Annotated in this window: 13 protein-coding genes and 3 tRNA genes; 11 read left to right on the forward strand and 5 right to left on the reverse strand. The window is 67.0% G+C overall.

Annotated features, from left to right (window positions below):
- Positions 1-16: 16 nt before the first annotated feature.
- Together xylA and xylB are read right to left on the reverse strand one after the other, a co-directional pair.
- Positions 17-1,357, reverse strand: coding sequence for a xylose isomerase (gene xylA, locus QE373_RS11550; RefSeq protein WP_309686655.1), 1,341 nt, complete (start codon positions 1,355-1,357; stop codon positions 17-19).
- Positions 1,358-1,379: 22 nt separating this feature from the next.
- On the reverse strand, positions 1,380-2,918 hold the full coding sequence (xylB, locus tag QE373_RS11555) for a xylulokinase (RefSeq protein ID WP_309689727.1): 1,539 nt from the start codon (positions 2,916-2,918) through the stop codon (positions 1,380-1,382).
- A gap of 317 nt (positions 2,919-3,235) precedes the next feature.
- Between xylB and fdxA the strand changes: the two genes are divergently transcribed.
- Entirely contained in the window at positions 3,236-3,559 is a 324-nt protein-coding gene (fdxA, locus tag QE373_RS11560; RefSeq protein WP_057508809.1) for a ferredoxin FdxA, read from the forward strand.
- A 100-nt stretch (positions 3,560-3,659) separates the two neighbouring features.
- Here fdxA and QE373_RS11565 read toward each other — a convergent pair whose 3' ends face one another.
- Positions 3,660-4,208 (reverse strand): hypothetical protein, encoded by a 549-nt coding sequence (locus QE373_RS11565; protein ID WP_309686657.1) that lies wholly within the window; start codon positions 4,206-4,208, stop codon positions 3,660-3,662.
- Between the two features lie 28 nt (positions 4,209-4,236).
- On the reverse strand, positions 4,237-5,130 hold the full coding sequence (dapA, locus tag QE373_RS11570) for a 4-hydroxy-tetrahydrodipicolinate synthase (protein WP_309686660.1): 894 nt from the start codon (positions 5,128-5,130) through the stop codon (positions 4,237-4,239).
- A 164-nt stretch (positions 5,131-5,294) separates the two neighbouring features.
- On the opposite strand from dapA, the gene QE373_RS11575 reads away from it, so the two are divergent.
- The 9 genes from QE373_RS11575 to QE373_RS11615 all read left to right on the forward strand — a co-directional run bounded on the left by QE373_RS11575 (position 5,295) and on the right by QE373_RS11615 (position 10,526).
- Positions 5,295-5,855 carry a glycine cleavage system protein R gene (locus QE373_RS11575; protein WP_042615184.1) on the forward strand — a complete coding sequence of 187 codons (561 nt, stop codon included), beginning with the start codon at positions 5,295-5,297 and terminating at the stop codon, positions 5,853-5,855.
- A 102-nt stretch (positions 5,856-5,957) separates the two neighbouring features.
- Positions 5,958-6,437 carry a peroxiredoxin gene (locus QE373_RS11580; RefSeq protein WP_057508812.1) on the forward strand — a complete coding sequence of 160 codons (480 nt, stop codon included), beginning with the start codon at positions 5,958-5,960 and terminating at the stop codon, positions 6,435-6,437.
- A gap of 85 nt (positions 6,438-6,522) precedes the next feature.
- Positions 6,523-7,920, forward strand: coding sequence for a PhoH family protein (locus tag QE373_RS11585; protein WP_057508813.1), 1,398 nt, complete (start codon positions 6,523-6,525; stop codon positions 7,918-7,920).
- The gene (locus tag QE373_RS11590) at positions 7,917-8,411 is read left to right on the forward strand and encodes a hypothetical protein (RefSeq protein WP_309686669.1); all 495 of its coding nucleotides are present in this window, start codon (positions 7,917-7,919) and stop codon (positions 8,409-8,411) included. The genes QE373_RS11585 and QE373_RS11590 overlap by 4 nt, the downstream gene beginning before the upstream one ends.
- Positions 8,412-8,461: 50 nt before the next feature.
- On the forward strand, positions 8,462-9,271 hold the full coding sequence (gene thiD / locus QE373_RS11595) for a bifunctional hydroxymethylpyrimidine kinase/phosphomethylpyrimidine kinase (protein WP_309686673.1): 810 nt from the start codon (positions 8,462-8,464) through the stop codon (positions 9,269-9,271).
- Positions 9,268-10,122 (forward strand): alpha/beta fold hydrolase, encoded by an 855-nt coding sequence (locus tag QE373_RS11600; protein ID WP_309686677.1) that lies wholly within the window; start codon positions 9,268-9,270, stop codon positions 10,120-10,122. The genes thiD and QE373_RS11600 overlap by 4 nt, the downstream gene beginning before the upstream one ends.
- A 63-nt stretch (positions 10,123-10,185) precedes the next feature.
- Positions 10,186-10,262 (forward strand) — tRNA-Arg (locus QE373_RS11605).
- A 56-nt stretch (positions 10,263-10,318) separates the two neighbouring features.
- A tRNA-Arg gene (locus tag QE373_RS11610) sits at positions 10,319-10,395 on the forward strand.
- A 54-nt stretch (positions 10,396-10,449) separates the two neighbouring features.
- A tRNA-Arg gene (locus QE373_RS11615) sits at positions 10,450-10,526 on the forward strand.
- 143 nt (positions 10,527-10,669) lie between these two features.
- On the opposite strand, the gene QE373_RS11620 is transcribed toward QE373_RS11615, so the two are convergent.
- Positions 10,670-11,584, reverse strand: coding sequence for a LysR family transcriptional regulator (locus tag QE373_RS11620; RefSeq protein ID WP_057508817.1), 915 nt, complete (start codon positions 11,582-11,584; stop codon positions 10,670-10,672).
- A 139-nt stretch (positions 11,585-11,723) separates the two neighbouring features.
- Between QE373_RS11620 and QE373_RS11625 the strand changes: the two genes are divergently transcribed.
- The gene (locus QE373_RS11625; protein WP_309686682.1) at positions 11,724-12,425 is read left to right on the forward strand and encodes a pirin family protein; all 702 of its coding nucleotides are present in this window, start codon (positions 11,724-11,726) and stop codon (positions 12,423-12,425) included.
- Positions 12,426-12,584: the final 159 nt, after the last annotated feature.

Below are 12,584 nucleotides of genomic sequence, written 5' to 3' on the forward strand. Positions count from 1 at the left end.
GATGGACGCCTGCCGCTCAGCGCAGCAGGTACTGGTTGAGCAGGTTCTCATACGCTTCCTGCCGGCCGCTACGCTGCCGCGGCTCGCCGGCCTGCTGGGCGTGCGCGCACAGGTCCTGCAGGGTCAACTGGCCATTGGCGAACGCAGCGCCCGCGCCATTGTCGAAGCTGGCGTAGCGTTCGCTGCGCCACTGTTCCAGCGGCGAAGCGGTGACCAGTGCATGGGCGACTTCCAGGCCGCGGGCAAAGGTATCCATGCCGCCGATGTGGGCGATGAACAGGTCCTGCGGGTCGCTGGATTCCCGACGCACCTTGGCATCGAAGTTGAGCCCGCCATCGCCAAAACCGCCCTGCCGCAGCACCACCAGCATCGCGCCTACCGCGTCATACAGGTCGGTCGGGAACTGGTCGGTATCCCAGCCGTTCTGCGGGTTGCCGCGGTTGGCATCGATGCTGCCCAGCAGGCCGGCATCGGAGGCCACCTGCAGGTCGTGGGCGAAGGTATGCCCGGACAAGGTGGCGTGGTTGGCTTCGATGTTGAGTTTGAAGTCGCGGTCCAGCCCATGCGCGCGCAGGAAACCGACCACCGTGGCACTGTCGAAATCGTACTGGTGGTGCATCGGCTCCATCGGCTTGGGTTCGATCAGGAAGGTCCCGGTGAAGCCGATGCTGCGCCCGTAATCGCGCGCCGCCGCGAGGAACCGCGCAAGATGCGCCTGCTCGCGCTTCATGTCGGTGTTGAGCAGGCAGGCGTAGCCTTCGCGGCCACCCCAGAACACATAGTTGCTGCCGCCCAGCGCCACCGTGGCATCCAGCGCCGCCCTGACCTGCACCGCAGCGCGCGCGACCACGGCGAAATCCGGATTGGTCGCTGCACCGTTCATGTAGCGTGGGTGCGAGAACAGGTTGGCCGTACCCCACAACAGCTTGACCCCGGTCTGCCGCTGGCGCTCGCCGGCGATTTCCACCATGTGCCCCAGGTTGTCGCGGTACTCGCCGATGTCATCGGCATCCGGCGCCAGGTCGACGTCATGGAAGCAGTAGTACGGCACGCCCAGCTTGGTGACGAACTCGAAAGCGGCATCGGCCTTGGCCTCGGCACGCGCCAGCGGCGTGGCGCCCTGGTCCCACGGATAAACGCGCGTACCGGGGCCGAACGGGTCGTGCCCTGCCCCACAGAAGCTGTGCCAGTACGCCACGGCGAATCGCAGGTGCTCGGCCATGCTGCGCCCGCCGACCTGTTTGTCGGCGTCGTAGACCTTGTAGGCCAGCGGATTGTCCGAATCGCGGCCTTCGAAGGGAATGCGACCGACACCGGGGAAGAACTCGCGCTGGCCAACGTAGAACGAAGAACTCATGGGCAACATCCTCTGGGGGAAATCAGGGCAGGCGCTGGCTGTACAACGGCAGCGAGGCCTGCAGGTAATGGACGAAACGCTGGTAGCCGCGTGCATACGAAGCACCGCGGACGGGATCGGGCTGCGCTGACAGGGCCGGGTCGAACACCACGTGCGCATCGACCAGGTCAGCCAGCGGCATGCTGGCGCCGGCACATGCCCACGCCGCCTGCAGCGCCGCGCCGAAGGCCGCGCCTTCGGCTTGCACGGGCACTTCGACCGGCAACTGGAACAGATCGGCGATCAGCTGGCGCCAGGCGGCGCTGTTGGCACCACCGCCGGTGAGCACCACCCGCGCGCCCTGCAGGCCCGCCTCGTGCAACGCGTCATAGCCCAGTTTCAGGCTGTAACTGGCGCCTTCCATGGCCGCGCGATACAGATTCGCCGGGGACAGGTTGTGCAGGTCCATGCCGTGCAGGGCGCCCTTGGCCAGCGGCAGGTCCGGACTGCGTTCACCGTTGAAGAACGGCAGCAGCACAAGCCCTGCCGCGCCGGGGAGGCTGGCCTGCAGCAGCGCCTCGGTCTGGTCGTGCTGGATACCGAGCAGCGCGGCGACCTGGTTGGTGGCGACCGTGCAGTTCATCGTGCAGATCAACGGCAGCCAGCCTCCGTCGGAGGCACAGAACGCGGCCCAGCGCCCCTGCGGATCGATCTTCGGCCGGGCACTCCAGGCAAACAGCGTGCCCGACGTGCCCAGGCTCATGCTCAGGCGTCCTTCGCGCACCGCACCGGTGCCGATGGCGGCCATCATGTTGTCACCGCCGCCGACCGCCACGCGTATCCCAGCCGGCAAGCCGAGCGCAGCGGCCACCGCAGGCAACAGGGCGAAGGTGGTGTCGGGCGCCACCAGCGGCGGCAGCAGGCCGGCCAGATCGCGATCCGGATCGGTCGCGGCCAGCATCTGCGGCGACCACTGCCGCGCACGGACATCCAGCCAGCCCGTGCCGGAGGCATCGCCACACTCCATGAAGCGCGCGCCGGTCAGCCACAGGTTGAGGTAGTCATGCGGCAGTGCGATGCCGTCCAGCGACGCGTAGGCCTGTGGCCGATGCTGCTTCGTCCACGGCAGCTTGGACGCGGTATAGCCCACCCGCAACGGATTGCCGGCTGCCGCGATACAGGCGCTTTCACCACCGACGGCGGCGGTGATCGCATCGCACTGGGCGGTGCTGCTGGTATCGCACCACAGCTTGACCGGTGCCAGCACCGAATCATCGGCCGCCAGCGCCACCAAGCCATGCTGCTGGCCCGACACCGCCAGCCCCCCGACCCGCGCACGCACCGCCTCCGGCAGCGCCAGCACGCAGTCCTGCAGGGCCCGGATCCAACAGGCAGCGTCCTGTTCGCGGCTGCCATCGTCGGCGCTGTCCAGCGCCAGCGAACGTGACTGCTGCCCCACCACCTCGCGCGCTGCCGGATCGTAAGCCAGCACCTTCAGGCTCTGCGTCCCGGCATCGATGCCCAGGTAGACCGCCCCTTCCCCGCTGTTTTCCTGCCGCACCCGCCACTCCCACGTCGCGATGTCCACCGATGGACATCGAGTGTTGCCGGGCCGTTCCTGCATGGCAATGTGCAGTGCATCAATTCCCACGGCGCGGCCGTTTCCCATGTGGACGCGCGCACGGGGTTGCGGACGGGGTCAGAGTCCTTTCGCTGCGCGAAAGGACTCTGACCCCTGCCTGCCCCCGGCTTCTGCCGTCCCCCCGCCCAGCCCCACCGCCCGGCCCACACACCGACGCGACACAACCGCCCAGCCGCAAAGGGGTTGCACCCGTTCGACCACCCCCACCCCAACCTGTTCTAGAATTAGCGGCTTGAAAGACGGATCTGCCTCCCCCCATGCCCTTTGTCGTCACTGAAAACTGCATCAAGTGCAAGCACACCGATTGCGTGGAAGTGTGCCCCGTGGATTGCTTCCACGAAGGTCCCAACTTCCTGGTGATCGACCCGGATGAGTGCATCGACTGCACCCTGTGCGAGCCCGAATGCCCGGTCAACGCGATCTTCCCCGAAGACGACGTCCCGGCCGGCCAGGAAGCATTCGTCGCCCTGAACGCGGAACTGGCGAAGGAATGGCCGGTGCTGACCGTGCGCAAGGACCCGCCCGCCGACGCCGGCGACTGGGATGGCAAGCCGGACAAGCTGCCGCTGCTGGAGCGCTGAACCGCGCGCACCGCAACGAAAAAGGGCGCCCTCGGGCGCCCTTTTTCGTTGGTGCTGCAGGTGACGCCGAGCACCGCTCGGCGCAACCGGGCATGGCCCGTTACGGCGCCAGCTTGGCCTTCAGCGCAGCGATCAGCTTGACCGGCGCATCGGCGGTGGCCGGCAGGCCGCGCGGATCCACCGCCGAAACGTAGGAGCCGCCGTTCACCGCGACCACGCGGACCAGGAAGTTGCTGCCTTCGAAGGCCACGTCGTAGGAACCCAGCAGCTGGGCACGGGTGGCGATGGTCAGCCCGTCGATGGCTTCCAGGGCGGTGCCGACGGCGGTGAATGCCTGGTCCTTGCCCGCGGTGACGTTGAAGCCGGACGCGTTGTTGGCCGGTGCGGCCGGGGCCTGGCCCGGGGCAGCAGCCGGGGCCGGACGCGAAGCCTGCGAGGCCAGCACCGAACCGGTTTCACCGGTGGTGGACGCCTTGCCGGCACCGGCCGGTGCGGTCAGGTCCGGCGGGACTTCCAGCGGGCGCACGTCCGGGGCCAGCGCGTAATCGCCGCGCGCACCCTTCTTGAAGCAGCCGGTGGTGGCCACGACGGTGCCCAGGGCAAGGATCGCGATGGACAGCACGCGGAAGGTGGAAACGGATTGACGCATGGGAATCTCCTGGAACGCCACGAGGGGGTCAGTGGCTGGAAAGGGCTTCGAGCGCGGCGATGTCGCCGGCCAGATGTTCGGCCGCGGGCTGGTGTGCTGCCGACAGCGGCAGCAACGGCAGGCGCAGGTCATGGCCGATGCCGATCCGGCGCAACAACGCCTTGACCGGGATCGGATTCGGTTCGACACCACAGAAGTCATGGAACGGCTGCAGGCGCGCGTCCCAGCTTTCGGTCGCATGGTGATCATGGGCGGCGGCAAGCTCGCACATCCGGCGGTAGGCACCGGGCAGCGCGTTGGAGCCCACCGATATCAGGCCATCCATGCCGGCCTGGATCGAGCGCGCGGCGGTGCCGTCATCGCCGCTGAGGATGGCGAAGTCGTCGCCGCGCAGCGCCAGCAGCGCCTTCACCCGGCCGTTGTCACCCACTGCTTCCTTGATGCCGACGATGTTCGGGTGAGCGGCCAGCTCGGCCACCGTTTCCGGCAGCATGTCGCAGCCGGTGCGGCCGGGCACGTTGTACAGCACCACCGGCAGGCCGCCGTGGTCGGCCACGGCGCGGTAGTGGGCGATCAGCCCCGCCTGGGTCGGACGCACGTAGGGGGGGGTCACCACCAGCGCGTGGGTCGCCCCGGCGGCGGCGGCGCGACGGGTCTGTTCGATGGTCTTGGCGGTGCCGGACAGGCCGGTACCGGCCAGCACCGGCACGCGGCCGGCAATGCGTTCGACCGCGCTGGCCAGCAGCTGGTCGTATTCCGCGTCGGACAGGGTGGCCGCTTCGCCGGTGGAGCCGGCCACGACCACGCCGCGCACCCCTCCTTCCAGCTGCAGGTGCAGCAGGCGCTGCCAACCATCGGTGTCGAGGGAGCCGTCGGCCCGGAAGGGGGTCGCCAGCGCGGTGATGAGGCCGGAAAGGGACAAGGCGTGCTGCTCGTGGCTGTAGGGGGGAGAAACGGGACGGCAGGGAGTCCCGGCCGTCATGCATGTTACTTGCGGCGCGAAAGCGCGGGCAAGTATGCTGGACGCCGGTGAATCCCCGCCCGTTGGGGGCATTCAGACTCACGCACGCATTACCCGGAATCGCCTTGACCGACACCACCCCGCGCCCTTCGCCCAGCGAAAACCATCTCCTGATCAACGCCTACACGACGCATCCGGAGTCCCCCCTGCTGCCTGTCACCCGCCGCATCGCCGACAGCGGCTGCAACCTGGTGGACGCACGCCTGTCCACCGTGGGCCGCGATGTGTCGGTCACCGCGCTGGCTACCGGCTCCTGGGACTCGGTGGCCAAACTGGAGGCCATGCTGACCCGGCTGGAGCGCGAGGAAGGCCTCAAGCTGGTCTGGTACCGCACTGAAGCCAAGCAGGCGCAGTCCAACCTGCTGCCCTACATCGTGGAAGTGATCGCCGCCGACAAGCCGGGCATCCTGTTCCAGCTGGCCGATTTCTTCGACCGCCAGGGCATCACCATCGAAAGCCTGCAGAGCACGCGCTACCGCGCCATGCAGACCGGCGCGGAAATGTTCAGCGCGCAGGTCACCATCGGCGTACCGGCGAACATGCACATCGCCGCGCTGCGCGATGATTTCCTCGAGTTCTGCGACCACCTGAACCTGGACGCGATCATGGACCCGATGAAGTTCTGACGATTTTTCGCACACCCGTCACGGGTGTGCGATGTTTCATGCAAATGTAGTAGCGTCGAGCGTGCTCGATGAAGGCTCCACCCCAGGCTCTGCAAGGAACACATGAACAACGGCGACACCCTGGACCGCACTACCCTGTCCCTTCCGCTGGCATTGTCCGGCGGCGCCCACGCCTCCCTCGGCGACTTCGCCGGCCAGTGGCTGGTGTTGTACTTCTACCCCAAGGACAGCACCCCGGGCTGCACCACCGAAGGCCTCGATTTCAATGCCCTGCTGCCGCAGTTCGAGCAGGCCGGTGCGGTGGTGCTCGGCGTCTCGCGCGACTCGGTGAAATCGCATGACAACTTCTGCGCCAAGCAGGGATTCGGCTTCCCGCTGGTCAGTGACAGCGACGAGGCGCTCTGCAGCGCCTTCGATGTGATCAAGCTGAAGAACATGTACGGCAAGCAGGTGCGCGGCATCGAACGCAGCACCTTCCTGGTTTCCCCGCAAAGCCGCATCGTGCAGTCCTGGCGCAAGTTGAAGGTTGCCGGCCATGCCGATGCGGTGCTCGACGCACTGAAGGCCGCCCAAGCACAGTGACTCCCATCGCCTACTTCGTCTGCCACCTCCCTGCCCGCGTGCAGGCCGGGGTGGTTTTCCCCTGCCCGTCCACCAGGAACCGATGATGACCCGAGGCAAGCGCATCTACGTGCTGGATACCAATGTGCTGATGCACGATCCCACCGCGCTGTTCAAATTCGAGGAGCACGATGTCTACCTGCCGATGCAGGTGATCGAAGAGCTGGACAATGGCAAGAAGGGCACCTCCGAAGCGAGCCGCAACGCCCGGCAGGTAAGCCGTTTCCTCAATGAACTGGTACAGGCGTCCGGGCTGGACAACCTGGCCGAAGGCATCCCGCTGCAGCGACCGAACGGCCTGCAGCTGCGCGGCGTCCACAGCGCCGGCAAACTGCGCTTCCAGACCAGCCACTTCGACGCCGGCAAGAGCTTCGGCAAGGTCATCCCGGACAACGCCATCCTCGGCGCGATCCTGGCGCTGCAGGAGGAATCACCGGACGTGCCGGTGGTGTTCGTGTCCAAGGACATCAACCTGCGGATCAAGGCCGCCATCGCCGGGATCGTGTCCGAAGACTATGAGAACGACCGCGCGCTGGATGATTTCAGCCTGCTGTATACCGGCGCCACCGAGCTGCCGGAAGACTTCTGGAAGCGCCACGCCACCGACCTGCGCAGCTGGAGCGACAAGGGCCGTTCGCACTACGAAGTGGAAGCGCACGAAGACGAAGACTGGTATCCCAACCAGTACGTGTACCTGCCCGGCGACGACGAGGTGGAGCTGCGCGTCAGCAAGGTCACCGGCGACACGGTCAACCTGGCACTGGTGGATGATTTCCGCCACGGCAGCCATGCGGTCTGGGGCATCAGCGCGCGCAACCGCGAGCAGAATTTCGCGCTCAACGCGCTGATGGATCCGGACATCGACTTCGTCACCCTGCTCGGCACCGCCGGCACCGGCAAGACCCTGCTGGCACTGGCTGCCGGCCTGGCGCAGACGCTGGACCAGCAGCGCTACCGGGAAATCATCATGACCCGCGCCACGGTCAGCGTGGGCGAGGACATCGGCTTCCTGCCCGGTACCGAAGAAGAAAAAATGACGCCGTGGATGGGCGCGCTGACCGACAACCTGGAAGTGCTGACCCAACCGCAGGAAGGCGGGTCGTGGGGGCGTGCGGCGACCAACGACCTGCTGGCCAGCCGGATCAAGATCCGTTCGATGAACTTCATGCGCGGACGCACGTTCCTGTCGCGTTACCTGATCCTTGACGAAGCGCAGAACCTCACTCCGAAGCAGATGAAGACGCTGATCACCCGTGCCGGTCCAGGCACCAAGATCGTCTGCCTGGGCAACGTGGAGCAGATCGACACGCCCTACCTGACCGAAACCACGTCTGGTCTCACCTATGCGGTGGACCGCTTCAAGAACTGGCCGCACAGCGCGCACATCACGCTGCGCCGGGGCGAACGTTCGCGCCTGGCCGATTACGCATCGGAGGTGTTGTGAACCGATTGACGCAACTGCTGTTGCCACTGGCGGCGGGCGCCCTGCTGGCCGCCTGCAGCACCGTGCAGGGCCCGCCCAGCATCCCCACTGCAGTGAAGACCGGACAGTCGTGGGTCGTGACCCGCCCGGTGGTGGCCGCGCAGGTGCTCGACACCTGCTCGCGCCCCAGCCCGGGGCGCGATGCCGGCCGGGTCACCGGCTATTGGGCACCCAGCCGCGTGCAGATCGAGCAGCTGGAGGCCCAACTGCAGCAATTGGCAGGCCAGGTAAGCGCGCCGCAGGACTTCGACCGGCAGTACGTGGGCATCGAAGCCGACGGCCGCGAGCTGATCTACGTCAATGCGTTCAAGCTGCCTGACGGCAGCGGCATCAACCCGGCGCGCGAAGCGATGCGTGCCTGCGATGGCGGCGCGATGTTCTGGGGCGCGGTGTTCGATCCGAAGCTCGGCACGTTCTCCGAATTCCATGCCAACGGGGGCAAACAGGGCTAGCGGCGGATGATGACGAACCTTCGGGCATGGCGGGGCCCTACAATCGGCCCATGAGCCCGAACACGCCCGCTTCCGCCCTCACCATCGCCGGATCCGATTCCGGCGGTGGTGCCGGCATCCAGGCCGACCTGAAAGTTTTTGCCGCCCACCGCGTGCATGGCCTTTCGGCGATCGCCGCGCTGACCGCGCAGAACACCCGCGGCGTCACCGCCGTGCATGTGCCGCCAATCGCGTTCCTCCACGCCCAGATCGCCGCCTGCTTCGATGATTTCGATGTCCACGCGGTCAAGCTGGGCATGTTGGCCAACGCCGAGGTGATCCACTGCGTGGCCGATGCGCTGGAAAAGCACCGCCCTCCCCACATCGTGCTGGATCCGGTGATGATCGCCACCAGCGGCGCGCGCCTGCTGGAAGACAGCGCGCTGGAGGCGCTGCGTACGCGCCTGCTGCCGCTGGCCACGCTGGTCACTCCGAATACCCCGGAAGCCGAGCTGCTGGTCGGCCGGCGCATCCTGGACGGCGATGACGCCGAACACGCTGCTGCCATGCTGCTGGACCTGGGCGCAGGCGCGGTGCTGCTCAAGGGCGGCCACCTGCAGGAGGGCAACCGGGTCATCGACCGCTTCTTCGACGGCGTCAGCAGCGAAACCTTCATCCATGCCCGGCTGCCGGTGGACGCGCACGGCACCGGCTGTACGCTGGCATCGGCGATTGCCGCCCAGCTGTGCAACGGGCTGAGCCTGTCCAATGCCTGCGAGGCCGCCATCGATTACGTAGCGCGCGGGCTGCAGCAGGGCTATGCCCCCGGGCGCAGCACGGTGCTGGTGCTGGACCACTTCGGCGCAGCCTCCCACGCATGACCGGCGACGCGCCCAGCACACCGCTGCAGGCGGCCGACGGACATGCCTTCGCCCTGCTGCACTGCCTGCCCACGCAGCCGCGTGCACGGCTGCTGTGGCTGCCTGCGCTGGGCGTGGCCGCGCGCCATTACCTGCCCTTGGCGCAGGCGCTGGCCGCGCAGGGCATCGCGGTCTACCTGCATGAGTGGCGCGGCAACGGCAGCAGCGCGCTGCGCGCTTCGCGCGCGCAGGACTGGGGCTACCGGGAAATCCTTGAATTCGACCTGCCGGCCAGCCAGCAACTGCTTGCCCTGCATGACCAACGCGACGGCGCGCTGCCCTGGATCATCGGCGGCCACAGCCTGGGTGGGCAGGTGGCGTGCCTGCATGCCGGCCGCGTCCCGGCCTGCTTCCGGCAGCTGTGGCTGGTGGCCAGCGGAACGCCGTGGTGGCGCTGCTTCCCGGCCCCGCGCGGCTGGCTGTTGCCGCTGGCGTACCGCTTCCTGCCATGGCTGGCGCACCGCAACGGCGTGCTGCCCGGCCGACGGCTGGGCTTTGGCGGCAACGAAGCACGCGGCCTGATCCGCGATTGGTCCCGCGTCGGCCTGAGCAACCGCTACGCCGCCGTTGGCCTGCACGAAGACCTCGAAGGCCAGCTGGGCCAGGTGCAAGGCCGCGCCCGCGCGGTGGTCATGGCCCATGATTGGCTGGCGCCGACGGGGTCGATGCAGGCCCTGCTGGCCAAGTTGCCGCGGGTGCGGGCGACCACCGTCGTGCTGGATGCCGCGACCCTTCGCGTACGGGCCGATCACTTCCACTGGATGCAGGCGCCGGAGCCCGTTGCAGAGGCGCTGCTGCGTTCATTTGACTGAAATTCTTCACAAAGGCGTTGACGGATGCAGCGGTAATCCGCATAATTCCGCTCCTGTTGCAGGGCGCCCGTAGCTCAGTTGGATAGAGTACCTGGCTACGAACCAGGCGGTCGGGAGTTCGAATCTCTCCGGGCGCACCATCAACAGGAACACCAACCCGCCGTTGGTGTGAGTAACAAAAAAATCGCTGTCACATGCGCCCGTAGCTCAGTTGGATAGAGTACCTGGCTACGAACCAGGCGGTCGGGAGTTCGAATCTCTCCGGGCGCACCAGTGACGCGATCATCAACGCCGCCGTTGATGCAGCAGTAAAAGGCAGTACACCGTGCGCCCGTAGCTCAGTTGGATAGAGTACCTGGCTACGAACCAGGCGGTCGGGAGTTCGAATCTCTCCGGGCGCACCATTATTTGAAGAAACAGCAGGCCTTGGCCTGCTGTTTTTTTTGGTTGGTAGCGCCGAGCCATGCTCGGCGGAATCCGTGCGCCAGCTACCGCTGCGCTCGCCGACCATGGGTCGGCGCTACCACCAAGGGGCGGCGCTACCGGGTCAGCGCATCGCGCTCCACCACGCTTCCAGCGTGCCCGGCATGCGCAGGCGCTCGCGCCACCAGCGCAGGGCGGCGCCCTCCTCGCCGGTGCGCCACGCCAGCCAGAAGGTCTCTTCCGGCTTGTGCTCTTCGACCTCGCGGATCACCAGTTCGCCACGTTCCACCGCCGCACGCGCGCACGGCGCCGGCAGGAAACCGAATCCAATTCCCTCGCGCTGCAGCCGCAACTTGCTGGCCATGTCCGGCACGCTGAGGGTTTCCTGCCCCATCAGCAGGCCTACCGTACGCGGCAACAGCCGGCGCGCCGAATCGGAAACGGCGATCGCGCAGTGTTCCACCAGTTGCTCGCGGCGCAGCACCCCCGGCATCGCAGCCAATGGATGACCCGGCGCGATGGCGAACACGAACTCCACGCTGCCCAGCGGTTCCACCACGTAGCCGCCGCCACTGGGGCCCTCGCCCGCCGCGCCCACCAGCAGGTCCGCGCGACGATCCAGCAATGCCTCCCAGGTGCCCGACAGGGCCTCGCCGATCAGCCGCAGGCGGGTCTGCGCGGCGACGTCACGGAACGCCCGGATATCCGCGCCCAGCAGCCAGGTCGGAAACATCGAATCCACCGCCAGGGTCAGTTCGGCCTCCCAGCCGGAGGCCACCCGGCGTACCCGCAGCTCCAGCTCGCGCGCGGCCCGTAACAGGTGGCGGCCCTCATCCAGCAGGGCGCGGCCGGCAGGGGTCATTTCCGCGCGCGGCCCGACCCGGTCGAACAGCTGCACGCCCAGGTCCTCTTCCAGCTTGGCCACGGTGTAGGAAATGGTCGAAGGCACCTTGTGCAGGGCCTTGCCGGCGGCGGCGAACGAGCCCCGGCGGTCGATGGCATCCAGAATCTGCAGGGCGTCGAGGCTGAGCTTGAGCATTCGAAAATTTCGATGATGGCTTCCAAAACTATCCGTTTTTCAAAGCGCCAGGGCAAGCGGATACTTCTTCGCAACGGGAAACCAGCGGCCAAACGGCCCCAAGGCCCCACGTCGAAACCATCGAACAAGGAGTACCACCATGATCCAGATCCGTAAAAGCGCAACCCGCGGCAAGGCCGACCATGGCTGGCTGAACTCCATGCACACCTTCTCTTTCGCCAATTACTACGACCCGCGCTACACCAGCTTCGGCCCGCTGCGGGTGATCAACGAAGACAAGGTCATCGGCGGCCAGGGCTTCGGCACCCACAGCCACAGCAACATGGAAATCATCTCCTACGTGCTGGGCGGCGCGCTGGAGCACAAGGACTCGATGGGCACCGGCTCGGTGCTGCGCTATGGCGATGTGCAGCGCATGAGCGCCGGCAGCGGCGTGAGCCACAGCGAGTTCAACCATTCGGCCGATGAGACCGTGCACTTCCTGCAGATCTGGCTGTTCCCGGACCAGGAGAACATCGCGCCGTCCTACCAGGAAACGAACTTCAGCCCGGAGGCCAAGCGCGGCCAGCTGCGCTTGATCGCTTCGCCGGACGGTGCCGACGGTTCGCTGCTGATCCACCAGGATGCGCGCATCTTCGCCAGCATCCTGGACGGGGCGCAGCGCCTGCACCACACCCTGGCCGCCGGCCGTGGCGCCTACGTGCAGGTGGCGCGTGGCCAGCTGCAGGTCAACGGCATCACCCTGGAAGCCGGTGATGCACTGCAGGTGCGCGACGAAGCGCAGCTGACGCTGGAAAACGGCAACGATGCCGAAGTGCTGCTGTTCGACCTGGCGCTGTAATGCCCCACATCGCCTGACCTGCCGTGGCCTGCAGCGGCACGGCAGGTCAGGCGGCGGCGCTGCGGCGGGCACATCCGTGCAAAAACCGCAGGCCTGTAGATGCTAATCTATCGCACTTGCTAATTATTCTCATTTGAGACAGTGCGACACATTCCCTAC

It is taken from the genome of Stenotrophomonas sp. SORGH_AS_0321 (genome assembly GCF_031453215.1).
GTDB classification, from domain to species: domain Bacteria; phylum Pseudomonadota; class Gammaproteobacteria; order Xanthomonadales; family Xanthomonadaceae; genus Stenotrophomonas; species Stenotrophomonas chelatiphaga.

Bases quoted from the DNA above. Each gene is read 5' to 3' on its own strand.
- xylA (WP_309686655.1), bottom strand. From the start codon at position 1,357: ATGAGTTCTTCGTTCTACGTTGGCCAGCGCGAGTTCTTCCCCGGTGTC.
- fdxA (WP_057508809.1), top strand. From the start codon at position 3,236: ATGCCCTTTGTCGTCACTGAAAACTGCATCAAGTGCAAGCACACCGAT.
- QE373_RS11565 (WP_309686657.1), bottom strand. From the start codon at position 4,208: ATGCGTCAATCCGTTTCCACCTTCCGCGTGCTGTCCATCGCGATCCTT.
- QE373_RS11580 (WP_057508812.1), top strand. From the start codon at position 5,958: ATGAACAACGGCGACACCCTGGACCGCACTACCCTGTCCCTTCCGCTG.
- QE373_RS11585 (WP_057508813.1), top strand. From the start codon at position 6,523: ATGACCCGAGGCAAGCGCATCTACGTGCTGGATACCAATGTGCTGATG.
- thiD (WP_309686673.1), top strand. From the start codon at position 8,462: ATGAGCCCGAACACGCCCGCTTCCGCCCTCACCATCGCCGGATCCGAT.
- QE373_RS11600 (WP_309686677.1), top strand. From the start codon at position 9,268: ATGACCGGCGACGCGCCCAGCACACCGCTGCAGGCGGCCGACGGACAT.
- QE373_RS11620 (WP_057508817.1), bottom strand. From the start codon at position 11,584: ATGCTCAAGCTCAGCCTCGACGCCCTGCAGATTCTGGATGCCATCGAC.
- QE373_RS11625 (WP_309686682.1), top strand. From the start codon at position 11,724: ATGATCCAGATCCGTAAAAGCGCAACCCGCGGCAAGGCCGACCATGGC.